Below are 26,352 nucleotides of genomic sequence, written 5' to 3' on the forward strand. Positions count from 1 at the left end.
CGCTCCCTCGGGTCAGTGAGGAAAGAGGTCGCGGACACGGATAAAGGGCGAGCCGGTTTCGGCGGCTCGGCGCACTTTGCGCTCCAGGACGTGGTTGAGGGGGATTTCGCGGTCGAGCATCTCATAAAGGTCGTAGCCGTCCATGCAGATGACACGCTTGCCTCGGCCAAAGGCCACCAGGCCGTCTTCGGTGAAGCCGCTGTTACTCACGAAGAGGCCGCGCGTCCACGCGGCTTTCTGTTCGATCTTGCCGTGGAAGGTATGTAGCTCGGCGACCCCCATGGGGTGTCCATGCCATTTGGCCTCGACTAGGTAGGTCTCATTTCCGAACTGGAAGCTGCCATCGATCTGTTCGCCCTTCAGGCGGAATGGCTCCTGCGCAGCGAGGCCATGGGCATCGAACAGGTTCTTGAGAAAATTCTCGAACGCATAGCCTCGAGCCTGTGGGGCAAGCGATGATAAGGTGACAAGTTCACTTTTGATCTTGGCAAGCTTCGGTCGGTCGAAGGCGATCCGGACGGTCGCAGCAGCATTGTCCGACCGACCTTGAACGCGATTGATCACTTCAAGAAGCCGACCATGCGCGTTCTGGATCTTGTCGGGTTGCCCCGCTCGCTGTCGCAGCGCCTCTCTATATTCCCATAGTGCCCGCAGTGTTCGCACGACGGTGGGCTTATCCACGGTTTGAAGGAAGCAGCGCAGGCGCTTACCCTTGGAGCCGCCAGTGCGCGCATAGATTGGATCATCGATGTCAATGTTAAGCTCTTCGGCGAAGAATTGCGCGAATGTGCGGTCGGAAAAATTCAGGACATACCCGCCACCCATGTCGAAGACATCGTCGAGAACCATCATGTCGATCGCACGGATGTTGGTCACAGGATCCAAAATATATCGAGACTGTTAGGTGCAATTGCCTTAAGCGAATCGATATCAGAAACTCGATGAGGCTGTATAGTAACGCAGAAGAGACTACTAAAGAATATTGCCTTAGCAAAACAGCGCGTTAGCTAGTCCAACTTGTCCGAGCCGCCGGAGTCCCGTCAATCCGTGCGCATCCGGCTTCTCTACCAGCCGCTTCTATGTATCCCTCCGCTCTGAACGTTTGCAATAAGAGAACTCTATGCGCACCTCACTGTTTCACATCGACAATCACAACAAGATCACAGAGATGAAAGCAGCGCCCTACGAGAACGAGGACGCTATCCAGTCGCTCCTTGAAAGCCACCCGGAAGTCCTTGCCGGCGATCAATTCGCTGGTGAGGAGACACGTCGCTGGGCACTTGTTGCGCGAGAGGTCGAGGTGCCTGACGGCGAAGGTGGGTCAGCGCGATGGTCGCTTGACCACCTCAATCTCGACCAGGACGCGATCCCGACGCTTGTCGAGGTCAAGCGTCGCAGCGATACGAGAAGCCGGCGCGAGGTGATCGGGCAGATGTTCGACTACGCCGCCAACGGACCTTCGTATTGGGCCATCGGCGATCTCCAGACGTCATTTGCGAAAACTCACGCCGACTTGAGCAGCGATTCGATCGAGACCCTGCAGAAGCTCTTCGGCGACGGCGTAGATGCCGAGGCTTACTGGCCACGTGTCGAAGACAATCTGCGCAACGGTCGAATACGCATGATCTTTGTGGTTGACGACATGCCTCCGGAGCTGCTGCGCATCGTGGAGTTTCTCGCACGGCAAATGCGCGACGCGGAGGTCTATGCGGTCGAGATTCGGTAACACTTGAGCCCTGCTGGGCGCCTGCTATCGACGCGAGTTCTCGGCCGAACCCAGAATGCGGAAACTAAGATTGCCAAGACCCAGTCTGCTGTCGTGTTGAACGAGGCCGAATGGCTCGACCGATTGGAAGCCAAGCACGGAGCGGCCTCCCGAGCAACAGCCATCGATTTGATCGAACACGCACGCCAGCTCGGCCTCGATACCTTTGTAACGCAAGCCCAAAACCCCTCGGTTGGAACCCGACTCAAGGTGAAGGGGAGCACCCGTTATCCGTTCTTCCTCGTCCCTAATGGGAAAGCTTCGATCTCGCTGAGCTATCTGGTCTATGCGCCTGGCTTTGCAAGTGAAGAGAAACGCCAAGAGCTTGTCGATCGCATGCACTCGGCCGGCTTCGAGTTTCAGATGGCCAATCTCAATGGAGACATACGAATCCCATTGTCGGCCCTGGCGGCTCCAGACATTCGCGCGCGCTACCTTCAGGTTCTGATGTGGATGGTCGGAGAACTTCCAAAAGAAGCGTCCGTAGGCGGCTGACCAGATATCCCGACGATCGTTGGGAGAATCTGTAGGCCGCTCAGCCGGAGCCTTGTGAAAGGACAGGCGTGTCGCGGCATGTCCCAATCTAGCCCGGTAACTCCCGCCGCAGCTTCTTGAAGCGCTTGCTGGGCGGAAGAGCGGTCACGACGTAGCCGTTCGTCACAAGCACGAAATACCGCTCCCACAAGCGAGTGTTCCGGATCATGTATACGACCTTGGAGGCTGACCTGCGTTCGATAACCGTTGCGCGACCGGTCTCGATATCATTGAGCATCTGGGAGAACTCACCAGGAGCGAGAATGATGCCGTATCGTGCCAAGAGCTGCTGATGAAAATGCCAGTGCTTCTTGGGAATGGACTTACCGGTCCAACGGGGATCGAAGCCGTTTTCGTCTTGCATGATATGGTCCGAGTTGAGGTGTTCGACAACGCAGCAGGTTGATCACGCAACGCCTGATACGCTGCCGGCAGCGGCCGAGGACACTCGTCTGGCGTTAAGTTCGGGTCTGGAAGATCATTCGAAGCTTCTGCACCCGATCGAGAGTGGGTGCCGGATCCGAATCCCAGGATGCCAGCCTGATCGTCTCCAACCAGAAGCGTTCGTTGGACGTGATCTCTCGGCGATAAAGATGAGCGTTGCGACGCGAGCTCTCAGATAAATCCGGCTGATCCTTCATTTGCCGAAGACTCCCCGAATGGCCGACCGAGCCTTCGAGGTAAGGCTCGGATTGGTGCGGTCCGACGCACGGCGGATTTCCTCCAGCCATGCCACTTCGTTCTCGGTCACCAGGGTCCCAAAAATCTGCCTGACGGCTAGCTCTGTGGTGTCACCACCGAGCTGCTCGATCGCCAACTGGAAGAGCATCACGGGATCACACTCAAGGGCAGTAGCCAGAGCCGACACCCTGTCGAGCGGCAGCTTGGCGGTGCCGGCCTTGATCATGGCAAGCATGTTGGGGTTGACGAATCCCGCTTCGACAGCAATCGCAATCTGGGTCTTCTTCGGCCTCAGTTCGAGGACACGCTTTTCAAGATACTTTGCGAGCCTGGTGCCTGCGTAAGGCTTGCCGGAGCGGTTACTCATCGTCACTTTTCCTCTGAAATCGCAGCTTCGATGCGCTGCTAATTTCATTATAGCGACGGCCTGTTGGGGACTTCGTGGGGTCTATACAGGACTCAGAGGGTTGCGACGCATCAGTTTCAAGGACGCCGATCGTCCGGCTATGGCCAACTGCTTGGTTAGCAAGTTCACTGAGAGACAGGAACATATCCAGAACTTCCGGTGTGATTTTCGGTGTGACTTTTGGTCACCAAAGGCACACCGGGACACCGTTTGTTCCAGTTTCGTGGTTTTTGTCCGATTGGGCTCTTGCACTCCAACCCTTGAGAATATAGGGCTTTGCGCGGTCCGGAGTGTAGCGCAGCCCGGTAGCGCACTTGACTGGGGGTCAAGGGGTCGTCGGTTCGAATCCGGCCACTCCGACCATTTAAAGCAGGACTTGCCCCCGAAGTCCGCCTTTCCAGATACCCCGGTCAGTCCGGCCAAATCTCAGATCTGGGCAAAACCCCAGAACGTGTCCTGTATCATCCTGCCTGAACTCCGGGGTGGGCCTGCCCTACCCCTGGCACACATCCACCCACTCAGCGCCGACAATCTCAACCATGCGCTGCGGGCTAATCCGCACCGCGGCATTGGTGGCGCCTGCCGCAGGCACCACCTCTTCGAATTCGCGCAGCGATACGTCGCAATAGACCGGCAGCGGCGCCGGCAGGCCGAACGGGCAGACACCGCCGACCGGGTGGCTGGTCGCTTCGACAACTTCCGCGGCGTCGAGCATGCGCGGCTTGCCGCCGAACTGGTCCTTGAACTTGCGGTTGTCCAGCCTGGCGATGCCGCTGGTCACCACCAGCATGGTGCGGTCGCCGACGCGCAGGCAGATCGTCTTGGCGATCTGTGCCGGCAGCACGCCATGCGCCTCGGCCGCCAGGGTCACCGTCGCCGAGCTCGCCTGCGTGACGATGACATGGATGTCGGGCGCATGGGTGGCGAAGAAGGCACGAACGGATTCCAGGCTCATATCGAAAAACCGACGGTTCAAAAACGTTGTGGAGGGCGGATTACGGTCCAGCAGCCAGGGCCGCGGCACGCATAGGCACGTGCGATAGACAGATCGGCAAGTGCCAGGCTGAAGCAAAGCGCTGCGGCAGGTACAAAGAAACCCGCCAAGGGGCCTTGGCGGGTTCTCTGGAATGCGTGGTGCGGATCTACGCCAGCGATCGACCTTGCGCCGCCGGCGTCGGCGCAGCCGAGGTGATCAGAGCCTCCTGGGGAAGGTGAAGCGCGGACACAATACGACGCAGCTTCGACGGGTCGGTCACTCTGCCGCTTTCGATATCCTCAATTTCGTCCACCGCCAGGCCGCATGTCAGGGAGAGCTCTTCCACGCTGTAACCGCGGGTCTCCCGCATCGCTCTGAGGGTGTTGTAATCTGGCCCGCTCCCGTTGGTTGCCGGTTCGGAGTGGGGTTCGCTTTTCGCATTATGGGGCATTGGCAACTCCATGACTGAAAGAGTTTGATCAAATGAGGAGTGTTGCCTGAGACGGTCGGGAAGATGCCCTCTCGCCGGCGATTTGCCAAGAGCCAAAAGGGCCGTCACGGGATCGTGAACCAGGTGCTTGGCGCGGTCCTCTCGCGCACACGTCGCGATCAAGTTGTTTTGAAGGCCTGATCGGGCTTTTGCCGGCAGTTTCGCCGCGCCCATTCGTTATCTCCGGGTCGCTGGCGTGAAACCATCCGGTTCCAGCCAGCTCGTTCCCGGAAGGATTTTTTGCAATGAACTTGAAGACAGTCATGGTCGTGCTCGGCACGATTTCCAGCCTTTCCCTCACCGGCGCGGACGCCGCCCAAGCCGCAGACGCGCTGCGTGTGCGCGGCACGGTGGTCAGTTTTGAGCCCACGCTGCTCACCGTGAAAACCCGCCAGGGCGATACCGACGCGATCAAGCTCAAGGCTGGCTGGAAGATCTCGGGCGTCGCCAACGCCTCGGCAAAAGACATCAAGCAGGGCGATTTCCTCGGCATTGCCTCCGTTTCGAAAGCCGATGGCGGCAGTGGCGCCCTGGAGGTGGTGGTCTTTCCGGCCGCGCTGAAAGGCACTGGCGAGGGTGACCGCCCCTGGGACCTGCAGCCAAACAGCCGGATGACCAACGGCACAGTCGCCGACGTTACCGACATAAGCGGGCGATCGGTCACGCTGACCTATGACAATGGCCAGACCAAGAAGATTTCGATCCCCGACACCACGCCCGTCGTGACCTTCGCGCCGGCGACGCCGACCGACCTCAAGCCGGGTGCGACGGTCTTCGTCACCGCTGAGCGGGGCAGTGACGGCGCGCTGAGCGCCAGCCGCATCGTGGTCGGAAACAACGGCGTCGTGCCGCCGATGTAGTGGAACAGGCGGCCAATGGCCGCCTCTCGATCTTGCCGTGCATGGTGGCGGGAGGCTGAATTGGGCAGAAACAGTCCAGAAACAAAATTCTACAATCGGGAAATACTGACGAAAAAATTCAGGCGCGTAATTCCATTCGCGGCGGCCGGGCTATCGCCCCGATCCATACGCCCGCGAAACAAAAGGAAACGATCCATGAAGAAGTCCCTCCTCTCGGCCCTCGGGCTTGCAGTTGCATTGGCGTTCACGGTGCCCGTCATCGGTGCGACGAGTGCGGATGCCGCCCCGATGGCAAAGCATCATCGTCACCACCATCATCATCGCCACCATGTCCGCCACCACCATCATCACCGCCACCACCACCATGTGATCGGAAACAAGGCCTAAGCTCCGCAGACCGCCACCGAGAAGACCGGCCTTGGCTTCCTGTCCAAGGCCGGCTACTCCGCCCCGGGAGGCTCGATCGCGGATCGACAATTCACGCAAATCCAATGCGCGACGCCGGTGAGATCGTCGTCTATCCCGGCGCTGGCTATGGCACCACCACCAATCCGGCGTTCACCGGCGAATCGAGCGGCTCTGGCGGCTTGACCAATCCGCATTCCTGCGCCGGCGACACAGAGGTGTTGGGCGCCTCTATGCCGACACGCTCCTCGCCAGATGCCGGAGCGACAACAGACATGGCCGATCGCGAGGAAAATGACGGATCACCTTAGGGCGAGCCGTCACTTCTTCTTGCTCGTATCTGTGGGATTTGGGTTTTAGAATTCAGCGCCGGCTGAACAGCAGACTGGCGACAAGACCGAGCACCACAAGGCCGACCGCCGCGGCAGCCGCCGGATGGTCGCGGGCCGACCTCTCGATCACCCTGCCCTGTTTGCGGATTGCCGGCATGGCGTCGCGCAGGCGCCCGGCAAGATCGGAATAGGTGTCGAGCGCGGCATCGCGACCGTCCTCGTAGTAGGCGCCGCCTCGCTTCGCCACAGCCCTCTTCAAGCTGGCCAGTTCCTTGCTGAGAACCGCGACCTGCCTGTCGAGATCGATGTCCGAGAGGGTCGAAAATGATGCCATGGTATGTTTCCTTCACTTGCAGAAGGAAGCGTAACGTCTCACCGGAAGACGGGTTCCGGTTTTCGAACTATCGACGTCGCGTCGGGCCGCGGTCAGCGCACCTGGTCAAGCAGGCGCTTGCATTCCAGGAGGTCGAACAGCGCCTCCTGCAGCAAGGCCCTGTTGTCGCGCGAGAGTTTCGATGCATCCGGCTGCACCGGACCGTCCTCGTCGCTCTTGCCCAGGCCGAAAAAGCGGCGGCTGGGCTTCACCCGCGGCTGGCCGACCAGTTCGTCGTCCATGCCACGCGGCTGGGCCGCCGGCGTCAGCGGCACTTGGTCAGCCTGCCTCCGCTGCGAGATCGCCTCGACGGCGGCCATGTCGCCATTGCCGATGGCAACCAGGAAATGGTTGCCGTTCTCGCGCAACAGCTTCTGCACGCCCTTGATGGTGTAGCCCTGGTCGTAGAGCATGTGGCGGATGCCCTTGATCAGCTCGACATCCTGCGGCCGGTAGTAACGACGGCCGCCGCCGCGCTTCATCGGCTTGATCTGGTTGAAACGCGTTTCCCAGAAGCGCAGCACATGCTGCGGCAGATCGAGATCTTCGGCGACCTCGCTGATGGTACGAAAGGCGTCGGGGCTCTTGTCCATGGGCGAATCCTCACGCTGGACGATGATCCGGCCTACCTGCCGAATCGGGGCTTATTTCAGCGGTTTATCAAGCAATATTCAAGCCCGGCGTCATGGCGGCGGCAGTTTTCAACCGCGCAATGGACTACTTGCCGCTTTTGGCCTTGCCGCTCTGATGGGAGCGCAAGATACGGCTCTTCAGCACATTCGACGACTTGAAGGTCATCACCCGACGCGGCAGGATCGGCACTTCCTCGCCGGTCTTGGGATTGCGGCCGATGCGTTCGTTCTTGGAGCGGACGTGGAATGTCGCGAAGGACGACAGCTTCACCGTTTCGCCGCGCACGATGGCTTCGCAGATTTCATCCAGCACCGCTTCGACGAGCTCGGCCGATTCAGTGCGCGACAGGCCGACCTTCCGGTAAACTGCCTCGGCAAGGTCGGCGCGCGTAAGTGTCTTTCCCCCCATGCGACCGTCCCATCAGCTCAAAACATAAAATTCGGCACAACAACGGCAGAGCCTAAGTAATTGATCCGTCAAGGTCAAGGACCGAAACTGGACCGTTCGGCACTTACCAGCGAACCAGGACAGCGCCCCAGGTGAAGCCGCCACCCATCGCTTCCAGGAGGACGAGATCGCCCTTCTTGATGCGGCCGTCGGCGACGGCCACCGACAGCGCCAACGGCACGGAAGCAGCCGAGGTGTTACCGTGCAAATCGACCGTAACCACCACCTTTTGCTCAGCTATCCCGAGCTTCTTGGCGGAAGCGTCAATAATTCGTTTATTGGCCTGGTGGGGCACGAACCAGTCGAGATCATCGGCCGAGATACCGGCTTGCGCGAACGTCGCCTCGATGACGTCGGTGATCATGCCGACCGCGTGCTTGAAGACTTCGCGGCCCTCCATCCGGAGGTGGCCGACCGTACCCGTGGTCGACGGCCCGCCGTCGACGAAAAGCTTGTCCTTGTGCGTGCCATCGGAGCGCAGGCTGGCCGCCAGAACGCCATGGTCGGCGATCGTGCCCGCCCCCTCGCCTGCTTCCAGAATCATGGCGCCGGCGCCGTCGCCGAACAGCACACAGGTCGAGCGGTCGCTCCAGTCGAGGATGCGCGAGAATGTTTCCGAACCGATCACCAGGACACGCTTGGCCAGGCCGCCGCGGATGTAGAGATCGGCGGTGGTCACGGCATAGACGAAGCCCGAACAGACCGCCTGCAAGTCGAAGGCAAAGCCGTGATGCATGCCGAGCCGGTTCTGGATCTCGACGGCGGTGGCCGGGAATGTGTTGTTGGGCGTCGAGGTCGCCAGCACGATCAGATCGATGTCGGCGGGCGTGAGGCCCGCATTGGCAAGTGCGGCACGTGCCGCTGCTTCCCCGAGCGAAGCCGTGGTCTCGTCGTCACCAGCGATATGTCGCTGGCGAATACCGGTACGCTGGGCGATCCACTCGTCAGAGGTCTCGACCATGCCTTCGAAATCGGCATTCTTCATGATTCGGCGGGGCAGCGCGGCGCCCGTGCCGCGCACGACTGATCTGATCAAAGTTCTTTCCTATTCCTTTGCGTCGGTGACGACGTCGGATTTCCTAGATGACAGGGCACGCGGGTTGCGCGCATGAAACAGGTCCAGATCGGCCTCGATGCGGTCGAGGAGATTGTTGCGGACCATGTCATAGCCGAGTTCGATCGCGGCGGCGAACCCGTCAGAATCAGCACCGCCATGGCTTTTGACGACGATGCCGCTCAGCCCCAGGAAAACGCCGCCATTGGAGCGGCCGACATCCATTTTTTCGCGCAGGCGATCGAAGGCGCCCTTGGCGAAGATATAGCCGATCCTGGCCATCAGAGTCCGTCTCATCGCCGCGCGCAGATAGCCACCGATCTGGCGCACCGTGCCTTCCGCCGTCTTCAGCGCGATGTTGCCGGCAAAGCCTTCGGTGACGACGACGTCGACCACGCCCTTGCCGATGTCGTCACCCTCGACGAAACCGTGATAGTTCATCGAGGCCATGTTGGCTTCGCGCAGCATGCGCCCGGCCTCCTTGACCTCTTCCTGGCCCTTGATCTCCTCGACGCCGACATTGAGCAAGCCGACGCTGGGCCGGGCTATGCCGAAGACCGAGCGCGCCATGCCGGTGCCGAGAATGGCAAAATCAATGAGCTGTTGCGCATCGGCCCCAATGGTCGCGCCGACGTCCAGCACCACGCTTTCGCCGCGCAATGTCGGCCAAAGGGCTGCGATCGCCGGGCGATCGATGGTGGCCATGGTCCGCAGGCAAAATTTCGACATCGCCATCAGCGCACCGGTGTTGCCGGCGGAAATGCAGGCGTCGGCGGTGCCGGCCTTGACCGCTTCGACGGCCTTCCACATCGATGACTTCCAGCGGCCATGGCGCAGCGCCTGGCTCGGCTTGTCATCCATCCTGACCGCAATTTCGCAATGGAAGAATTCACTGATCTCGGCGAGCTTGGGAAATTTGGCGAGTTCCGGGCGCACGACCTCCTCACGCCCGTAAATGACGAAACGGATGTCGGGACGACGGGTCGCGACGGTCATGAGCGCTGGAATGACCACGGCTGGTCCGTGATCGCCGCCCATGGCATCGATGGAAATCCTGATCACGCGGTATTTATCTCACGGTTAGGCGGCAGGTCGCTTTAGCGACCGCGAAGGTTCGGCGAAAATAACGGTTTTGGGCTGCCGCACAACCGACTTTTCCGTTGCGGGCGAGCTTTTCAGGATTTTCCCAGCAAGGATCGCAGTTTTTGCTGAAATTCATTCTCCGCCGGTTCGGTCTCGCTGCCGGCGTTGAGCGATGCGCCCTGCTTGCGCGGATAGGGGTCGATGGCGAGCCCGAAATACTGTTCGGCGATTGCCCCGACATCGATCGTGTCACCGGAAAATGTCTCTGGACTGTCAGGGCCTTCCGCGTCGAGCAGGATCTCGCCGCCACCATCGAAACCCTGCCGTCCAAGCTTGGAATCCTCGGGCAGCAGCAGCGCTTCGACCGGTTCGTCGATATGCGCTTCGACAGGCTCGAGCGTGACGATGCAGGCCTGGGTGATGTCGGCTTCGACGCGACCGCTTATCTTCACGCCATTGCGCTTCCACGACGCGACCAGGAGCTCGGCGCGATAGGATTCGACCGAAATCAGCCCGTGTTCCTCGGCCAGCGCCGCACGCTGTGCGGCGTCGGCCTCGATAACCAGCGGCAGGCCCTTCTGCGGCAGGCGCGTGATGTTGGCGCGGAAAGAGACCGGGCTTTGCGGGTCAACATGCTTCATTGTTCAACCTCCTTGGCGGCGGGAAAGGTCAGCGTGCCGGAGACAATCGATTCGGATGTCTGCGCGGCCAGATGACTGCGCGCGTCGGTAACATAGTTGGCCAGCAGCGATGCTTCCAGCCAGGCGCCCGCGTCGGGCCGGACATTGCGGGCAAGAGCCGCGGTCAGCCCTTCATGGTCGTTTCTTTCCAGGGCATCGTCATAGGCAGCGGTTCGGCCATAAAACATCTTTGCCAGCTTTTTCATGCGTTTGGGCACGCCCACGTCGCCAATGCCCAATTCCCGCAACGAATGGTCGACGTCGAGGAAGAACTCGTCGATCAGCACCTGGGCGACCTCTTGCGCCGCACCGCCCTTCCCGCGCAACCTGTGCTGGAACAGGAACATGTGCAGCGACAGCATCTCGAAACGGCCAAGCGGCGTGTCCGGCACATTCCAGTGGGAATAAAACACGGTCTGCCGCGCCGCCGCCACGATTTGTGCGTAAAGCGCCTCGGTGATAGCGCGGTTGGCGTAGCGTTCGCGGCCAAAAAAGCGCTGGAACATTGGGGATGGTCTCCTGGGGACCGTTTGTTGAAGTGGGCTTGTTGCATCGGCAAGCAAGCTGGTTTACCGGTTTCGCGGCCCAGCGCAAGTTGCGGCCAGCTAATGGAGTTGTTGTTGCGCGCGCTGAATTTCAAGTCGACCTTCTCGTCCAGGCCCGCCGGCGCGATCTCGCTGCTGATGATCGTTTCGGCACTGTCCGCCTGCCACACCTCCAAGATGATCGGCGACCTCAGCCCAAGTGAGACGCTGACGCAAGGTTACGTCATAGACCAGCAGGCAATCGACCTGGTGCCGGTCGGTTCGAGCCGCGAGCAGGTGCTTCTGGCGCTCGGAACACCGTCGACGACCGCGACCTTCGACAACGAGGCCTTCTATTACATTTCGCAGACGCGCAAGCGCTACGTCGCCTTCGACAAGCCACGGCTGATTGACCAGCATGTGCTGGCGGTCTATTTCGGCGCCGATGGCCGCGTCACCCAGATCGCCAATTACGGGATGAAAGACGGCAAGATGTTCGACTTCATCTCGCGCACCACACCGACCGGCGGCAAGGACCAGAACTTCCTCAGCCAGATCATCAACGGTGCCAGCAAGCTGGCACCCAGCATTCCGGGCGGCGGCGTCTAATTCCTTTCGGCTTCCATTCCGGAAGCCTCTTCATCTCAGGCGACCAAAAACCCGCGGGAGCGATCCTGCGGGTTTTTGTTATGGGGATCGTTCACCGGGTGTGGCCGTGGCCAAGGAAACGCGAGCCGAGCTTGGATGAGATGCTTGCACACCACGCACTGGAGGACCCAGGCGAGCGAAGCGCTGAAGGGTCGACGTTGTCATCGCTTCAACAAAAAACCCGCGGGATCGCTCCCGCGGGTTCTGTTTTCGAGTGGATGCTTTTGATCAGCCGTGCGCGAGCACGGCCAGCAGCAAGAGCGCGACGATGTTGGTAATCTTGATCGCCGGGTTGACGGCCGGACCGGCGGTGTCCTTGTAGGGATCGCCGACCGTGTCGCCGGTCACCGAAGCCTTGTGCGCCTCGGAACCCTTGAGATGCTTGATGCCGTCCTTGTCGACAAAGCCGTCTTCGAAGGACTTCTTGGCGTTGTCCCAGGCACCGCCGCCAGAGGTCATCGAGATGGCGACGAACAAGCCATTGACGATGACGCCGAGCAGCGAGGCACCAAGGGCGGCAAAAGCGGACGCCTTCGAGCCCGAGATCAGCAGCACGCCGAAATAGACCACGAGCGGCGCCAGCACCGGCAGCAGCGACGGGATGATCATTTCCCTGATTGCCGCCTTGGTCAGAAGGTCGACCGCGCGTGCGTAGTTCGGCTTCGAGGTGCCGGCCATGATGCCCGGATCCTCGCGGAACTGCTTGCGCACCTCCTCGACGATGGCGCCCGCCGCACGGCCGACGGCCGTCATGGCGATGCCGCCGAACAGATATGGGATCAGACCGCCGAAGATCAGGCCAGCGACGACGTAGGGGTTGGAGAGATCGAAAGAGATCTCGCCAATGCCCTGGAAGTAGGGATATTTGTCGCCATTGGCGGCAAAGAACTTCAGGTCGTTCGAGTAGGCGGCAAACAGCACCAGTGCGCCGAGACCGGCCGAACCGATGGCGTAGCCCTTGGTCACCGCCTTGGTGGTGTTGCCGACCGCGTCGAGCGCGTCGGTGGACTGGCGCACTTCCTTGGGCAGGCCGGCCATTTCGGCAATGCCGCCGGCATTGTCGGTGACCGGGCCGAAGGCGTCGAGCGCAACGATGATGCCGGCAAGACCGAGCATCGTCGTGACCGCGATCGCCGTGCCGAAGAGGCCGGCAAGCTGATAGGTCGAGATGATGCCGCCGACGATGACGATCGCCGGCAGCGCCGTCGATTCCAGCGAGACCGCAAGGCCCTGGATGACGTTGGTGCCGTGACCGGTGACCGACGCCTGGGCGATAGAGTTGACCGGGCGCTTGTTGGTGCCGGTGTAGTATTCGGTAATGACCACGATGAGACCGGTCACCACGAGGCCGATCAGGCCGCATATGAATAGGTTCTTGCCGGTGATGACCATGCCGGCGACGGTGCCGATCTCACCCCAGCCGAGGGTGACATGGGTGGCGACGCCGAGGCCGACGATGGATAGCAGGCCGGTGACGATCAGGCCCTTGTAGAGTGCGCCCATGATCGAGCCGTTGGAACCGAGCTTGACGAAGAAGGTGCCTACGATCGAGGTCAGGATGCAGGCGCCGCAGATAGCGAGCGGATAAAGCATGGCTGCACCCAGAACGGCGGTACCGCCAAAGAAGATGGCAGCCAGAACCATGGTGGCGACAACGGTCACCGCATAGGTTTCGAACAGGTCAGCGGCCATGCCGGCGCAGTCGCCGACATTGTCGCCGACATTGTCGGCGATGGTGGCCGGGTTGCGCGGATCGTCTTCGGGAATACCGGCTTCGACCTTGCCGACGAGATCGCCGCCGACGTCGGCGCCCTTGGTAAAGATGCCGCCGCCGAGACGGGCGAAGATCGAGATCAGCGATGCGCCAAAGCCGAGCGAGACCAGCGAGTCGATGACGATGCGGTCATTGGGCTGGAGGCCCATGAAGTGGGTCAGGATGAGGTAGTAGATCGAAACGCCGAGCAAGGCCAGGCCAGCAACCAGCATGCCGGTGATGGCGCCCGATTTGAACGCGATGTCGAGGCCGGCAGCGAGGCTGTTCGATGCGGCCTGCGCCGTACGAACATTCGCGCGAACGGAGACATGCATGCCGATGAAGCCGGCGGCGCCTGAAAGCACCGCACCGATCAGGAAGCCGATCGCGGCGGTGATGGACAGCAGCCACCAGGCGAGCAAGAGGACGACGACGCCAACGATGGCGATGGTGGTGTACTGACGCGCCAGATAGGCCTGTGCGCCCTCGCGGATGGCCGCGGAGATTTCCTGCATGCGTGCATTGCCCTGATCGGCCGCAAGGACCGAACGTGTCGCCCAGATGGCGTAAAGGATTGAAAGCAGGCCGCAGGCGATGACGGCGGAAATAATTGTCATTGCCGGATTTTCCTCGATTGATGGCCCAAAAGAACCCCTCCCTGGGCCGTTGAGACAAAGACCGGATTCCGAGCACGGAATCCGCCTCTTCGCAGCGGTGTATGCGAAACAGGGCTGCGAACGTCAAGATATTGTTCGGTTTTTGCCCGGCTTTCGCCTAAATGGTTGGGGCCAAGCGGCGGCTGCCGTTAGCACCCTCCTATTAGATCGATTGAAATTGGCCTTGACGCAGGACGCCGCTACTCGGCTTCCCGGCCCATGCGGCGCGCCGTGTAGCGCTCGATCGCCGACAGACCGTCATAGATCAGCACGGCTAGGGCTGCCACGATCAGGCCGCCCTGCAGGATGAAGGCGAGATTGTTGGACAACAGCCCGGCGATGATCACTTCGCCCAGCGTTTTGGCTGCCACGGTCGAACCGATGGTCGCGGTGGCAAGGCTGATCACCACCGACAGCCTGATGCCGCCGAGAATGATCGGGGCGCTGAGCGGCAGCTCGACCTTGGTGAGCCTTTGCCAACCGGTCATGCCGGCGCCGCGCGCCGCCTCGACGACATTGGCCGGCAGCGTCGTCAGGCCGGTCAGCGCATTTTCGAAAATCGGCAGCAGGCCGTAGAGAAACAGCGCGATCAGCGTCGGCTTCTCGCCGAAGCCGACGGCCGGCACGGAGAGTGCCAGCACCGCCACCGGCGGAAAGGTCTGACCGATGTTGACCAGGCTGCGCGATAGCGGCAGGAATTCGGCGCCGGCCGGCCTGGTGACCAGGATGGCAAGCGCCACGGCGACGATGGTTGCGGCCACGGTGGCGATCAGAACCGTGCGTAAATGCAGCAAGGTCAGCGTCAGCAGGCTGCCCTGGTTGTAGATCACCGGCGCATTGTTTTCGGTCAGCGGCTTCAGCCGCGGCTCGAACCAGCCCGGATTGGTGACGAAGGCAACGAGCAGCACCACCAAGGCTAGCCTGAGCAGCGATGGAAGCCAGGCCTTCATGCCGGCCTCGCCGCGCGCTTCACCAGCCCGTCGACGGTCACGCGGCCAAGCGGCTTGCCGTCGGTGCCTGTGACCGGCAGCGCCGGCCGACCCGACCACAACAATTCGGCCAGCGCGTCGCGCTGGCTGGCATCGCCGGGGATCGCCTCGCCTTCGGCGGAGCCCTTCTCCACGGCATCGCGGACCCGGCCTAGCGACAGCAACCGGAACGGCCGCTCGCTGGCGCCAACCAGGGTCTCGACGAAGGCGCTTGCCGGCTTTGCCAGGATCTCGGCGGGCTTGGCGTATTGCACCAGCTTGCCGGCATCCATGACCGCGATCTTGTCGCCCATATGCACGGCCTCTTCCATGTCGTGGGTGACGAGGATGATGGTGGTGCCGAAGCGCTTCTGGATCGCCAGCAGATCCTCCTGCGCCTTGGTGCGGATGATCGGGTCGAGGGCGCCGAACGGTTCGTCCATCAACAGCACGTTGGGCTCGGCGGCGAGTGCGCGGGCAACGCCGACGCGCTGCTGCTGGCCGCCGGACAGTTCGTGCGGATAGCGCGGCCCGAAGGCTTCGGGATCGAGCTGATAGAGCGTCATCAGCTCGTCGACCCGGGCCTTGATACGGTCCTTGTCCCAGCCAAGCAGCACCGGCACGGTGGCAATGTTCTGTGCCACCGTGCGATGCGGAAACAGGCCGTGGCCCTGGATGGCGTAGCCGATGCTCCGGCGCAACTCGTAGCCGGGCAGCGAACGATTGTCGGCGCCGTCGAGCTTGATGATGCCCGAGGTCGGTTCGACCAGCCGGTTGATCATGCGCAGCAGCGTCGTCTTGCCGGAACCGGACGTGCCGACAATGACGGCGATGGTGCGCGGCTCGATGACCATCGACACGTCATCGACCACGGTCGTCGCGTCATAGCGCTTGGTGATGCCTTCGATCTCGATCATGCCGTTTCAACCCTGCGCTTGGTGGCGGTCATTTCGATCACCGCATCGAGGATGATGGCGGCGGCAAAGGCGAGCGCGACCGTCGGCACGGCGCCGAGCAGCACAAGGTCCATTGCCGTCTGACCCACACCCTGGAAGACAAACACGCCGAAACCGCCGCCGCCGATCAGCGCGGCAATGGTGGCGAGGCCGATGTTCTGCACCAAAACGATGCGGATACCGGTGAGGATGACAGGAAAAGCCAGCGGAAACTCGATGCCGAACAGGCGCTGCCTGTCGGTCATGCCCATGCCGCGCGCCGCGTCGTTGGCCGCGCGCGGCACGCCGGCGAGACCGACCACGGTGTTGGCCACCACCGGCAGCAGCGAGTAAAGGAACAACGCGACGAAGGCGGGAGCGGTGCCGATGCCGCGAATACCGAGCGCGGCAGCCCCCGGCACATGCGCGGCAACCCAGCCGAGCGGCGCGATCAGCAGGCCGAACAGCGCGATCGAGGGAATGGTCTGGATGATGTTGAGCACGTTGAGAACCCCGGCCCGCAGATTTTCGACGCGATGGCACAGGATGCCGAGCGGCAGGCCGACGATCACCGCGGCGGCCAGCGAACCGAGCGCCAGCGTCACATGCTTGGAGCCCTCCGCCCAGAAACTGTCGGCGCGGTTGAAATATTCCTTCAGGATCGACAGATTGTCCCAGCTTCCCGAAATCAACAGCAGCCCGATCGCCAAAGCCGCGACCACAAGCACGCCAACCCGCGCCAATGGCGACAGGTTCAGCCTTGTCAGCACGTCGGCGAGCAAAAGCGTGAAGGCAAAGATCAGAATCCAGAAACCGGAGGCTGGCGAAACTCTGGCGAAGGTGTTGCCCGCCGGTGTGAGAAATGTTCCGGCGACACCGATCAGCAGCGCGAGCGCGGCAAGCGCCATCACGCTGGCGGCAAGGCGCAGCACAAGTGGTGTCTTGAACAGCGCGATGAGTGCTGCGGCGACAATGATGGCGAGCAGCAGCGTCCCGGTCGTTGCCGGCAGCGCCTCGATAATCGAGCGCGCCTGGCCGGGGACGATGCGGTTGGCACGGAACGTGGCAAAGGGCGCGGCGCAGGCCGCATAGGCTGATATCGCGGCGATGACCACGCCGAGCTTGTCGAAGCGGGGAGTCATGGTTGCCCCTCATGAGGGGCGATTTGCCACATCGCGCAGCTTTCTTTGGGGATTGGCGAAAACCGACGCGATATCCGATCTCCCCCCTTGCGGGGGAGATGGCCGGCAGGCCAGAGGGGGGTGTGAAGGATCGCCAACTTTCGGGTGTCGGCTTGTTCAGAAGCAACCCTGTCGAGGCACGCACCTTTGACGGGTTGAGAGGTCGGCGGGACAGCACCCCCCTCTGTCCTGCCGGACATCTCCCCCGCAAGGGGGGAGATCAGCAGCTTCCAGAGGGGGGTGCCTTGCACCGGTGTCACTGACTACTTCAAAAACCCGTTCTTCTTCAAAAAGTCCTCAGCGACGCCCTTGACCGGCTCGCCGCCGACCTGCACGCGACCGTTCAGTTCCTGCAGCGTGACGAGGTCGAGCTTGGCGAAGACCGGCTTCAGCAGCGTCTCGATCTCGGGATGTTCCTTCAGCACCGCTTCGCGGATGATCGGCGCCGGCTGGTAGACCGGCTGCACGCCCTTGTCGTCGTCGAGCACGACGAGCCCGGACGGTGCGATGCCGCCATCGGTGCCGTAGACCATGGCCGCATTGGCGCCGTTGGTCTGGTTGGCGGCCGCGGCGATGGTTGCCGCCGTGTCGCCGCCCGAGAGGGTGATCAGTTGGTCCGGTTTCAGCGTGAAGCCATAGGTGGTCTGGAAGGCCGGCAGCGCAGCCGCCGAATTGACGAACTCGGCGGAAGCCGCCAGCACCACCTGACCGCCGCCCGCGACATATTTGCCGAAATCGGTGAGCGTGGCGAGCTTGTTGGTGTCGGCGACTTCCTTGCGCAGCGCGATCGCCCAGGTGTTGTTGGCGGGCGACGGCGACAGCCAGACGATCTTGTTGGCGTCGTAGTCGAGCTTCTTGGCCGTTTCATAGGCCTTGGCGGCGTCTTTCCAGACGGGGTCGTCGGCCTTCTCGAAGAAGAAAGCGGCGTTGCCGGTGTATTCGGGATAGATGTCGATTTCGCCGGCGGTGATCGCCTTGCGCACCACCGGCGTGCCACCGAGCTGGATGCGGTCGGATGTCTTGATGTTGTTGGCGTTGAGGACGAGCTGGATGATGTTGCCGAGCACGCCGCCCTCGGTGTCGATCTTGGAAGAGACAACCACCTGGGCATTGGCGGAAGCCACCGTGACGCCGAGCGCCAATGCGGCGCTGGCGAGAAACTTGACTGAAAACATCGTGAAACCCCTTGCTATGAACCGAAACGCAATGACCGCATATGAGCATGGCTTCAACGGCCAGTCGGGGCACACGGTTTCATAACAAGGGGGACCAGCGCAATATTTTTGTTCCAAAGGCCGTTTTCGAGGCGGCGCTGGCGATCTGCCGCCATCTGGCGGATAATGCAATGAGGGTGCGGGTGGCAAACACGGAGAGCGTGTCATGGCCATACACAAAGTCGGTTACCTCATCGGAAGTCTCGCCCGGGAATCCATCAACCGCAAGCTCGCGAAGGCGCTCGTGCAACTGGCTCCTCCGGAACTGGAAATGACGGAAATCGCCTTCAGGGATCTGCCTCTCTACAGCTACGATTATGATGCGGATTTCCCACCGGTCGCCCGGGATTTCAAAAAGGCGATCGCTTCCGTTCAGGCCGTCCTGTTCGTTACCCCGGAGTACAATCGCTCGATCCCTGGCGGATTAAAGAACGCGATCGATTGGGCCAGCCGCCCCTATGGAAAGAATTCATTCGCGCGCAAACCGTCCGCCGTCATCGGAACATCGCCGGGCGCCATCGCAACCGCTGTCGCTCAACAAAGCCTGCGCAGCGTTCTGAGCTTCTGCAACTCACCCCAGATGAATGCGCCGGAAGCTTATATCCAGTTCACGCCGGGACTGATAACGGCCGACGGCGAAGTGACGGTCGAATCCACCGAGGACTTCCTACGCAACTACATGGCTGAGTTCCACATGTTCATAGCGCGGGTGCTTCAGGTGTTGCCGCCGGATGCATAGGCTTGGCGTCAAACCGGGCGCGCGCTCGTCAGCTTGAGCGCGCCGAGCGCCACGAAGCACAGGACGGTGACCGGAAAGACTATCCAGTTCAGCATCTCCCAGCCCCAGGCGTTGTAGACCATGCCCGACATCAGCGAGGCGCAGGCGACGGAGCCGAACAGGACGAAGTCGTGGAAGCCTTGCACCTTGCCCTTTTCCGACGGCCGGTAGGTGGCGGCCACCATCGCGGTCGCGCCAATGAAGCCGAAGTTCCAGCCAAGGCCTAGCAGGATCAGCGACGTCCAGAACTGCCACAGCGCCAAGCCCGACAGAGCGACAATGGCGCAGCCGATGAGCAGGATCAGGCCGGTGGCCACGATGCGTTCGGCGCCGAAGCGATGGATCAGCGAGCCGGTGAAGAAGCTTGGCGCGAACATCGCCATGACGTGCCAGGAGATGCCGAGCGTCGCGTCGTTCTCCGACAGGCCGCAACCGACCATGGCCAGCGGTGCGCCCGTCATGACGAAGCTCATCAGCGCATAGCTGCCAACCGCGCAGAAAAGCGCGGCGACGAAACGCGGCTGCGTGACGATTTCAGCCAGCGGCCTGGCGTCGCTGTCGGCGATCTCCACCTTGCCGGATGCTTTCGCCGGCAGCCGCAGGAACGACAGGATGATGGCGCCGACCGCTGCCAGCGGCAGGATGGAGACGAACGAACCGGCAAACATGACCGGCGCAAGCAATTCGCGGGTGAAGATGACGATCTGCGGTCCGAGGATGGCGGTGACGATGCCGCCGGCCAGCACGAAGGAGATGGCGCGCGCCTTGAATTCAGGCGGTGCGTTGTCGGCGGCGGCGAAGCGGAACTGCTGGACGAAGGCGCCGCCGACACCGATCGTGAGCAAGCCAAAGGCAAACAGCCAGAAGCTGCCTTGAAAAAGCGCTAGCGTGGCGATCAGGCCACCGAGCGCCGTGACGATCGTGCCGGTCATGAAACCGCCGCGCTGGCCCATACTACGGATGATAGCCGCCGCAGGCAGCGCGCCGAGCGCCACGCCGATGTTGAAGCCGGTGATCGGCGCTGTCGCCAATGATTTGTCGGGACCAAGCAGATATTGCCCGGCCAGCGCCCCCACGGAGATGGCGATGGGGGCCGCCGAGCCGATGATCGCCTGCGAGGCGGCGAGGATCAAAGCGGTGCGGCGCGCCTCCTGACCAGCCTCGAAGGCGATGGCCGTCATGATGCGTCCTTGCCGCGCCCTTCGCCACGCACCCGGCGTGACACGCGGTCGAGCACGGCGTTGACCAGCTTCGGCTCGTCCTCCTCGTAGAAGGCCTTGGCGATGTCGACATATTCGGAGACGATGACCGCGACGGGGACATCCTCGCGCTTCATCAACTCGTAGACGCCGGCACGCAGAATGGCACGCAGCGTCGAATCGAGCCGCGACAATGGCCAGTCCTCGGTCAGCGCCTGGCGGATGATCGGATCGATGGTCTTCTGGTTCTCGACGACACCCGCCAGAATAGCGCGAAACCATTGCGCATCGGCCTCGCGGTAGAGCGCGCCGTCGACTTCCTTGCCGAGACGAAAGGCCTCGTATTCGGCGGTGATCTCGAAGACGCCACTGCCGGCGACATCCATCTGATAGAGCGCCTGCACGGCGGCCAGACGGGCAGCGCCGCGTTTGTTGGCGTGGCGCACCGAGGGCTGGCCGGGCGAAGCGGGTTCGCTCACGATCGCGCTCCCAGTTGTTCCTTGAGGGCAATCATGGTCAGCGCCGCACGCGCGGCAAAGCCGCCCTTGTCGCCTTCCGAGCGCTTGGCGCGAGTCCAGGCCTGGGCGTCATTCTCGGTGGTGAGGATGCCATTGCCTATGCAGACCGAGTCCTGCACGCTCAAATCCATGAGCGCGCGGCTGGATTCATTGGCGACAATGTCGAAATGATAGGTGTCTCCGCGGACGACGGTGCCGAGCGCGACAAAGCCATCATAATGTGTGCCGCCTTCCGTCGCGCCGTCCAGTGCAAAGGTGATCACCGCGGGGATTTCGAGCGAACCTGGAACGGTGACGACATCATAAGTCGCGCCCGCTTCATCGAGCGCGCTTGTCGCGCCATCGAGCAGCGCGTCGGCAAGGTCGTCGTGAAAGCGCGCTTCGACAATGAGCAGATGCGCCTTCGCCTTCGGACGAATGAAGGCTTTGCCGTGTTGGGATGTACCAGCCATAAAAGTCTCCGGGGAGTTGCCGGTGACTTAGGCCGAAGCCGGTTTGACCGCAAGCGGAAGATTGTCGGTGGCGTCGAAGGTCCGCAGAACTTGTTGGGTTTCCAGTGTTCAGATGCCTGTAACGTGACGGTAGCGACGCACCGTATCGCGCAGACGATCGTTCACCGATCGCGGATTGATCAAGGCTTCAACGAAGATTCTGCTGTCGTTGATAGACAGATCAAACCGCGAGTCCTCTTCGGTGTTCACATCGGCCTGCGTCTCACGCATCGGCTTTTTTGCCTGCGTGGAATTGACTCTGTTCTTGGTCATCAAAGCCCCTCTTTCGCTGCCTCCACCAGCCGCGCCGCATAGCGGGCCATGGTGTCGATCTCGAGATTGACGCGGTCGCCGACCTTGCGCTCGCCCCAGGTCGTCACGGTCAGCGAATGGTGGATCAAAAGTACGTCGAAGCGCGTGCCTTCGACCTTGTTGACGGTGAGCGAGGTGCCGTCGAGCGCGACGGAGCCCTTGGGCGCGATGAACTTCGCCAGGTCGCGCGGCGCCTCCAGCGTGAAGCGCACAGCGTCGCCCTCATCCTTGCGCTCGACGATCTCGGCCATGCCGTCGACATGGCCCGAAACGATGTGGCCGCCGAGTTCGTCGCCGATCTTCAGCGCACGTTCCAGATTGACCTTGGTGCCGGATTTCCAGCCCGAGGCCGTCGTCAGCCTGAGCGCCTCTTCCCAAGCCTCGACCTCGAACCAGCGCGCGTTCGAGCCGCTGTCGGGCAAGGCAGTGACTGTCAGGCAAACACCGCCGCAGGAGATCGAGGCGCCGATGGCGATGTTCTCAGGGTCATAGGCGGTGTCGATACGCAACCCCACCCCTTCCCTCAGCGGCTTGACGGAAGCGACAGTGCCGACATCGGTGACAATTCCGGTAAACATCGGTGTTGATCCTAGAGGTCTCTTATCCACTCGGCGTAGCTGTCTTCGCCGAAACGCATGTCGCGCAGCTTGCGAAATCCTGCCGGGATATGGTCGGCGTCGATCGGCGATGCAATGCCGTCGTCGCCGATCGCTTCCGGCCCCTGGAACAGCACAATGCGGTCGACCAGCCCATCGGCCAGGAAGGCGCTCGCCACCTTGGCGCCGCCCTCGACCAGCACGCTGCCCATGCCGAGCGCGGCCAGGTCCTCGAGCAGTTCCGGCAGCGCGATGCCGCCCTCATGAGTCTCGGTGCCTATGAAGCGGACGCCAGCGCGTTCGAGCGCTGCCCGCCGCAGCGGATCGGCCTCCAGGCAGGCGGCGACATAGAGCGGCACCCGGTCGACGCCCGAAACCAGCTTCGAGGCCTCCGGCAACCGGATCTGGCGGTCGAGCACGATGCGGGCAGGCGAACGGTTCTCCAGCCCCGGCAAACGCACCGTCAGGGCTGGATCATCCTCAAGGGCCGTCCCGATACCAACCAGTATGCCATCCGCCTCGGCCCGCATCAGATACACTTCGCGGCGCGCGATATCTCCGGTGATCGACACCTGCCCACCGCCTTCCCTGCCGATCTTGCCGTCGCTGGAAAGCGCAAGCTTGAGAATCACTTCTGGGCGTTTTCTCAATGATCGGATCAAATAGCCGGCCATCTGCTCGGCGGCTTGCTCGGCCAACACCTTCTCGACCACCTCGACACCGGCGGCACGCAGGATCGCGTAACCCTTGCCGGATACGCGCGAATCGGGATCGCTGGCCGCACCGACGACGCGTGCGACACCGGCATTGACCAGCGCATTGGCGCAAGGCGGCGTGCGGCCGTGATGGGCGCAAGGCTCCAGCGTGACGTAAGCGGTGGCGCCGCGCGCGAGGTCGCCGGCCTCGGCCAAGGCCTCGGTCTCGGCATGCGGGCGGCCGCCGACAGCAGTGACGCCGGTGCCGACGATCATCGGGCCGTTGCCGTCATCGCGTACGATCAGCGTGCCGACGGAGGGGTTGGTCGCGGTGCGCCCGGCATTTTTTCGCGACAGTCTGAGTGCCGCCGCCATGAAGCGGCGATCAAGGGCGGCCTGTTCGCTTGCAGTCATGCTCAGCTGGCTTCCTCTTCACCCTTGATTTCGTCGCCCTTGAGTTCGCCCAGCAATTCGTGGAAATCCTTGGCCTCGCGAAAATTGCGGTAGACCGAGGCGAAGCGGACATAGGCGACATCGTCGAGCGATTTCAGCGCTTCCATGACCAGCCGGCCGACCTCGCCGGAGGCCACTTCGGTCTCGCCGGAACTTTCGAGCTGGCGCACGATGCCGGTCACAGCGCGGTCGATGCGCTCGGGATCGACATTGCGTTTGCGCACGGCGATCTCCACCGAACGCAGCAGCTTGTCGCGGTCGAAGGGTACTTTGCGGCCCGATTTCTTGACCACGACGAGGTCGCGCAACTGCACGCGCTCGAAGGTGGTGAAGCGACCGCCGCAATCGGGGCAGACGCGTCGCCTGCGGATCGCCGCGCCATCCTCGGCGGGGCGCGAATCCTTCACCTGCGTATCTTCCGACTGGCAATAGGGACAGCGCATGGAGAAGCCTTTGGTTGGCGAATCTGGTGAAGCGAAAGGCTTAGAGGTTTTTGCAGCGATGGCAAAGTGTCGCCAACGGCCCCTCGCCCTTCAGAGCCCCTCGTCGCACAGAGATAGCGAGGCGCAAGCAGGATTGCCAGCCTCGCCAGGCGGCCGCACAGCGTACCGATGTCTTCAGGGAGCGACGTCGGCGGTCGGAAATCCGCATGATGTGCCGAGACTGCGATAGGCCTTGGTGAAGCCGTCCATGGATATGCTTCCAACCGGCACGTCGCCGAAGGAGACGTCAAGCACCGATGCCCGCCGCATGGCGCGCAGGAGCGCCAGGCTGGTCTTGGCCTGGTTGTCCACGGTCCAGCTGAGCCGGCCGTTGACGGCGCCATCAGAATGGAGTTTTGCGGCGACACGGCCCTTGTCGTCGCCGAAGGTGGCGGCGACGGACTTGCCCGCCGGCAGATCCTTGTTGTCGAGGGCGATCGTTACGGACGGGTAGGCATCCGGCGGCAGTGCATCGCCGTTCGTGATGACGAGCGTCAAGGTACCGGGCACGCCGCCCGCGCCGATAAAGGCGGTCGAGGCAGCACAGGTCTTGCGCAGATCCTCACCGGTGTCGACCTCGTCGACCAGGGTCGACCATCTGCCGAAAGTTTCCAGCTTGGGTGCCGCCTGGGCGGGCGCCGCCGGCTCGGCCTGAGGTGCGGGTTGCGCGGGCGCGGCTTGAGCAGGGGCGGTTTGCGCCAAGGCGATGCCGGGGAAAGGCACGGCGATCAAAGCAGCCAGAGCGCCAACGGCGCTAAGGTCGGCGAAACGAAACGGTCGCATCATCAAGGCTCCTGCCGGTCGCCCCGGCCTGCTGAAATGACGCTTGTCGTTGCAGCAGGCGGTAAGACTTCCTATCGCGTCAGCCGAGATAGGGATAGAGCGGGAAGCGATCGGTCAGCGCCACGACCTTGGCCTTGACCGCAGCTTCGACAGCGGCATTGCCCTCGTCGGAATTCGCAACCTTGAGACCGTCCAGCACTTCGGCGATCAGCTTGCCGATCTCGCGGAATTCGGCCTGGCCGAAGCCGCGCGTGGTGCCGGCCGGGGTGCCGAGACGCACACCCGAGGTGACGAACGGCTTTTCCGGGTCGAACGGGATGCCGTTCTTGTTGCAGGTGATGTTGGCGCGGCCCAGCGCCGCCTCGGCGCGCTTGCCGGTGGCGTTCTTGGGCCTGAGGTCGACCAGCATGAGATGGTTGTCGGTGCCGCCGGAGACGATGTCGAGACCAGTCTCCTTGAGGCTGGAGGCCAACGCCTTGGCGTTGGCGGCGACGCTCTCGGCATAGACCTTGAAGCTCGGCTTCAGCGCTTCACCGAAGGCAACCGCCTTGGCGGCGATGACATGCATCAGCGGGCCGCCCTGCAAGCCGGGGAACACCGCCGAATTCATCTTCTTGGCGATGTCCTCGTCATTGCACAGGATCATGCCGCCGCGCGGGCCGCGCAGCGATTTATGCGTCGTGGTGGTCACGACATGGGCATGCGGCAGCGGCGACGGATGCACGCCGCCGGCGACCAGGCCGGCGATGTGCGCCATGTCGACCATCAGATAGGCGCCGACCGCGTCGGCGATCTCGCGAAACCGCTTCCAGTCCCAGACGCGCGAATAGGCGGTGCCGCCGGCCAGGATCAGCTTCGGCCTGGTCTCATGGGCGGTCTTCTCGATGGCGTCCATGTCGAGCAGATGGTCGTCCTGGCGCACGCCGTAGGAGACGACCTTGAACCATTTGCCGCTCATGTTGACCGGCGAACCGTGGGTCAGATGGCCGCCGGAATTGAGGTCGAGGCCCATGAACGTGTCGCCCGGCTGCAAGAGCGCCAGGAACACCGCCTGGTTCATCTGGCTGCCGGAATTCGGCTGGACGTTGGCGAAGTTGCAGCCGAACAGCTTCTTGGCGCGCTCGATGGCCAGTTCCTCGGCCACGTCGACGAACTGGCAGCCGCCATAATAGCGCTTGCCGGGATAGCCCTCGGCATATTTGTTGGTCATGATCGAGCCCTGCGCCTCAAGCACGGCGCGGGACACAATGTTTTCCGAGGCGATCAGCTCGATCTCGTGGCGCTGGCGGCCGAGTTCGTTGCGGATGGCGCCAAAAATCTCCGGATCGGCATCTTCCAGCGTGGTTTCGAAGAAGGATTCGAATTTGTTCGACACTGCCGCTGCTGTTGCCATGGCCTGAAATCCTCGGGGTTCGGGGGCAATTTTCGATTTATGCAAGTCGTTGCC

General features: G+C 62.3%; 32 protein-coding genes and 1 tRNA gene. 7 read left to right on the plus strand and 26 right to left on the minus strand.

Translation table 11 applies throughout. The features are described from left to right. Positions 1-12 precede the first annotated feature (12 nt). The gene (locus tag EOA13_RS00465; RefSeq protein WP_245490274.1) at positions 13-876 is read right to left on the minus strand and encodes a restriction endonuclease; all 864 of its coding nucleotides are present in this window, start codon (positions 874-876) and stop codon (positions 13-15) included. Positions 877-1,168: 292 nt separating this feature from the next. Between EOA13_RS00465 and EOA13_RS00470 the strand changes: the two genes are divergently transcribed. Together EOA13_RS00470 and EOA13_RS00475 are read left to right on the plus strand one after the other, a co-directional pair. Continuing rightward, complete coding sequence (locus EOA13_RS00470) at positions 1,169-1,726, plus strand: hypothetical protein (protein WP_127288790.1); 558 nt, start codon at positions 1,169-1,171, stop codon at positions 1,724-1,726. Between the two features lie 96 nt (positions 1,727-1,822). Then, positions 1,823-2,260: a hypothetical protein gene (locus EOA13_RS00475; protein ID WP_127288792.1), complete on the plus strand. Its 438-nt coding sequence runs from the start codon at positions 1,823-1,825 to the stop codon at positions 2,258-2,260. 88 nt (positions 2,261-2,348) lie between these two features. Here EOA13_RS00475 and EOA13_RS00480 read toward each other — a convergent pair whose 3' ends face one another. Next, on the minus strand, positions 2,349-2,663 hold the full coding sequence (locus tag EOA13_RS00480; protein WP_127288794.1) for a hypothetical protein: 315 nt from the start codon (positions 2,661-2,663) through the stop codon (positions 2,349-2,351). A gap of 273 nt (positions 2,664-2,936) precedes the next feature. Then, positions 2,937-3,395, minus strand: a complete 459-nt coding sequence (locus EOA13_RS00490; RefSeq protein WP_245490275.1) for an XRE family transcriptional regulator — start codon at positions 3,393-3,395, stop codon at positions 2,937-2,939. Between the two features lie 277 nt (positions 3,396-3,672). On the opposite strand from EOA13_RS00490, the gene EOA13_RS00495 reads away from it, so the two are divergent. Continuing rightward, a tRNA-Pro gene (locus EOA13_RS00495) sits at positions 3,673-3,749 on the plus strand. A gap of 130 nt (positions 3,750-3,879) precedes the next feature. Here the strand turns inward: EOA13_RS00495 and EOA13_RS00500 are convergent. Together EOA13_RS00500 and EOA13_RS39530 are read right to left on the minus strand one after the other, a co-directional pair. After that, positions 3,880-4,341: a YbaK/EbsC family protein gene (locus tag EOA13_RS00500; RefSeq protein WP_127288798.1), complete on the minus strand. Its 462-nt coding sequence runs from the start codon at positions 4,339-4,341 to the stop codon at positions 3,880-3,882. Between the two features lie 187 nt (positions 4,342-4,528). Continuing rightward, positions 4,529-4,813 carry a helix-turn-helix transcriptional regulator gene (locus EOA13_RS39530; protein WP_127289389.1) on the minus strand — a complete coding sequence of 95 codons (285 nt, stop codon included), beginning with the start codon at positions 4,811-4,813 and terminating at the stop codon, positions 4,529-4,531. Positions 4,814-5,097: 284 nt separating this feature from the next. Between EOA13_RS39530 and EOA13_RS00510 the strand changes: the two genes are divergently transcribed. Together EOA13_RS00510 and EOA13_RS00520 are read left to right on the plus strand one after the other, a co-directional pair. After that, entirely contained in the window at positions 5,098-5,712 is a 615-nt protein-coding gene (locus tag EOA13_RS00510) for a hypothetical protein (protein WP_127288800.1), read from the plus strand. A 491-nt stretch (positions 5,713-6,203) separates the two neighbouring features. Next, complete coding sequence (locus tag EOA13_RS00520) at positions 6,204-6,428, plus strand: hypothetical protein (RefSeq protein WP_127288804.1); 225 nt, start codon at positions 6,204-6,206, stop codon at positions 6,426-6,428. A 52-nt stretch (positions 6,429-6,480) separates the two neighbouring features. Here the strand turns inward: EOA13_RS00520 and EOA13_RS00525 are convergent, their stop codons facing one another. The 7 genes from EOA13_RS00525 to EOA13_RS00555 form a co-directional block, all read right to left on the minus strand. Continuing rightward, on the minus strand, positions 6,481-6,783 hold the full coding sequence (locus tag EOA13_RS00525; protein WP_023810245.1) for a hypothetical protein: 303 nt from the start codon (positions 6,781-6,783) through the stop codon (positions 6,481-6,483). Positions 6,784-6,875: 92 nt separating this feature from the next. Beyond that, positions 6,876-7,415 (minus strand): MerR family transcriptional regulator, encoded by a 540-nt coding sequence (locus EOA13_RS00530; protein WP_023810244.1) that lies wholly within the window; start codon positions 7,413-7,415, stop codon positions 6,876-6,878. A gap of 124 nt (positions 7,416-7,539) precedes the next feature. Beyond that, positions 7,540-7,863 carry an integration host factor subunit alpha gene (locus EOA13_RS00535; protein WP_013532231.1) on the minus strand — a complete coding sequence of 108 codons (324 nt, stop codon included), beginning with the start codon at positions 7,861-7,863 and terminating at the stop codon, positions 7,540-7,542. Between the two features lie 103 nt (positions 7,864-7,966). After that, positions 7,967-8,938, minus strand: a complete 972-nt coding sequence (locus EOA13_RS00540; protein ID WP_023810242.1) for a beta-ketoacyl-ACP synthase III — start codon at positions 8,936-8,938, stop codon at positions 7,967-7,969. A 9-nt stretch (positions 8,939-8,947) separates the two neighbouring features. Then, on the minus strand, positions 8,948-10,018 hold the full coding sequence (gene plsX / locus EOA13_RS00545) for a phosphate acyltransferase PlsX (protein ID WP_127288806.1): 1,071 nt from the start codon (positions 10,016-10,018) through the stop codon (positions 8,948-8,950). Between the two features lie 113 nt (positions 10,019-10,131). Beyond that, complete coding sequence (locus EOA13_RS00550; protein WP_127288808.1) at positions 10,132-10,680, minus strand: DUF177 domain-containing protein; 549 nt, start codon at positions 10,678-10,680, stop codon at positions 10,132-10,134. Next, positions 10,677-11,225, minus strand: a complete 549-nt coding sequence (locus EOA13_RS00555; RefSeq protein ID WP_127289391.1) for a ubiquinol-cytochrome C chaperone family protein — start codon at positions 11,223-11,225, stop codon at positions 10,677-10,679. The genes EOA13_RS00550 and EOA13_RS00555 overlap by 4 nt, the downstream gene beginning before the upstream one ends. Before the next feature lie 114 nt (positions 11,226-11,339). On the opposite strand from EOA13_RS00555, the gene EOA13_RS00560 reads away from it, so the two are divergent. Then, positions 11,340-11,852 (plus strand): outer membrane protein assembly factor BamE, encoded by a 513-nt coding sequence (locus EOA13_RS00560; RefSeq protein WP_023810238.1) that lies wholly within the window; start codon positions 11,340-11,342, stop codon positions 11,850-11,852. A gap of 267 nt (positions 11,853-12,119) precedes the next feature. Here EOA13_RS00560 and EOA13_RS00565 read toward each other — a convergent pair whose 3' ends face one another. From EOA13_RS00565 to EOA13_RS00590, 5 genes are all read right to left on the minus strand, one after another. Then, complete coding sequence (locus tag EOA13_RS00565; RefSeq protein ID WP_127288810.1) at positions 12,120-14,261, minus strand: sodium-translocating pyrophosphatase; 2,142 nt, start codon at positions 14,259-14,261, stop codon at positions 12,120-12,122. A gap of 239 nt (positions 14,262-14,500) precedes the next feature. Further along, positions 14,501-15,250 (minus strand): ABC transporter permease, encoded by a 750-nt coding sequence (locus EOA13_RS00570; RefSeq protein WP_127288812.1) that lies wholly within the window; start codon positions 15,248-15,250, stop codon positions 14,501-14,503. Further along, positions 15,247-16,185: an ABC transporter ATP-binding protein gene (locus EOA13_RS00575; protein WP_127288814.1), complete on the minus strand. Its 939-nt coding sequence runs from the start codon at positions 16,183-16,185 to the stop codon at positions 15,247-15,249. The genes EOA13_RS00570 and EOA13_RS00575 overlap by 4 nt, the downstream gene beginning before the upstream one ends. After that, complete coding sequence (locus tag EOA13_RS00580) at positions 16,182-17,345, minus strand: ABC transporter permease (protein ID WP_127288816.1); 1,164 nt, start codon at positions 17,343-17,345, stop codon at positions 16,182-16,184. The genes EOA13_RS00575 and EOA13_RS00580 overlap by 4 nt, the downstream gene beginning before the upstream one ends. 302 nt (positions 17,346-17,647) lie before the next feature. After that, a complete protein-coding gene (locus EOA13_RS00590; protein ID WP_127288820.1) occupies positions 17,648-18,559 on the minus strand; it encodes an ABC transporter substrate-binding protein in 912 nt (303 codons plus the stop codon). Between the two features lie 205 nt (positions 18,560-18,764). On the opposite strand from EOA13_RS00590, the gene EOA13_RS00595 reads away from it, so the two are divergent. Beyond that, the gene (locus tag EOA13_RS00595; RefSeq protein ID WP_127288822.1) at positions 18,765-19,337 is read left to right on the plus strand and encodes an NADPH-dependent FMN reductase; all 573 of its coding nucleotides are present in this window, start codon (positions 18,765-18,767) and stop codon (positions 19,335-19,337) included. Positions 19,338-19,345: 8 nt separating this feature from the next. On the opposite strand, the gene EOA13_RS00600 is transcribed toward EOA13_RS00595, so the two are convergent. The 9 genes from EOA13_RS00600 to glyA all read right to left on the minus strand — a co-directional run bounded on the left by EOA13_RS00600 (position 19,346) and on the right by glyA (position 26,298). Beyond that, complete coding sequence (locus tag EOA13_RS00600; RefSeq protein WP_127288824.1) at positions 19,346-20,557, minus strand: MFS transporter; 1,212 nt, start codon at positions 20,555-20,557, stop codon at positions 19,346-19,348. Further along, positions 20,554-21,054: a transcription antitermination factor NusB gene (nusB, locus tag EOA13_RS00605; RefSeq protein ID WP_023810231.1), complete on the minus strand. Its 501-nt coding sequence runs from the start codon at positions 21,052-21,054 to the stop codon at positions 20,554-20,556. The genes EOA13_RS00600 and nusB overlap by 4 nt, the downstream gene beginning before the upstream one ends. Then, positions 21,051-21,545, minus strand: a complete 495-nt coding sequence (gene ribH, locus EOA13_RS00610) for a 6,7-dimethyl-8-ribityllumazine synthase (RefSeq protein WP_013532245.1) — start codon at positions 21,543-21,545, stop codon at positions 21,051-21,053. Before ribH ends, nusB begins: the two co-directional genes overlap by 4 nt. Before the next feature lie 108 nt (positions 21,546-21,653). Further along, the gene (locus EOA13_RS00615; RefSeq protein ID WP_127288826.1) at positions 21,654-21,857 is read right to left on the minus strand and encodes a DUF1778 domain-containing protein; all 204 of its coding nucleotides are present in this window, start codon (positions 21,855-21,857) and stop codon (positions 21,654-21,656) included. Continuing rightward, complete coding sequence (locus tag EOA13_RS00620) at positions 21,857-22,474, minus strand: riboflavin synthase (protein WP_127288828.1); 618 nt, start codon at positions 22,472-22,474, stop codon at positions 21,857-21,859. Before EOA13_RS00620 ends, EOA13_RS00615 begins: the two co-directional genes overlap by 1 nt. 11 nt (positions 22,475-22,485) lie before the next feature. Beyond that, a complete protein-coding gene (gene ribD / locus EOA13_RS00625; protein ID WP_127288830.1) occupies positions 22,486-23,601 on the minus strand; it encodes a bifunctional diaminohydroxyphosphoribosylaminopyrimidine deaminase/5-amino-6-(5-phosphoribosylamino)uracil reductase RibD in 1,116 nt (371 codons plus the stop codon). Positions 23,602-23,603: 2 nt separating this feature from the next. After that, the gene (nrdR, locus tag EOA13_RS00630) at positions 23,604-24,083 is read right to left on the minus strand and encodes a transcriptional regulator NrdR (protein ID WP_023810227.1); all 480 of its coding nucleotides are present in this window, start codon (positions 24,081-24,083) and stop codon (positions 23,604-23,606) included. Positions 24,084-24,257: 174 nt separating this feature from the next. Next, positions 24,258-24,908, minus strand: a complete 651-nt coding sequence (locus tag EOA13_RS00635) for a hypothetical protein (RefSeq protein ID WP_127288832.1) — start codon at positions 24,906-24,908, stop codon at positions 24,258-24,260. A gap of 76 nt (positions 24,909-24,984) precedes the next feature. After that, positions 24,985-26,298 (minus strand): serine hydroxymethyltransferase, encoded by a 1,314-nt coding sequence (gene glyA, locus EOA13_RS00640; RefSeq protein ID WP_127288834.1) that lies wholly within the window; start codon positions 26,296-26,298, stop codon positions 24,985-24,987. Positions 26,299-26,352 lie beyond the last annotated feature (54 nt).

The sequence above is a fragment of the Mesorhizobium sp. M7A.F.Ca.US.011.01.1.1 genome, assembly GCF_003998295.1.
Classification (GTDB): domain Bacteria; phylum Pseudomonadota; class Alphaproteobacteria; order Rhizobiales; family Rhizobiaceae; genus Mesorhizobium.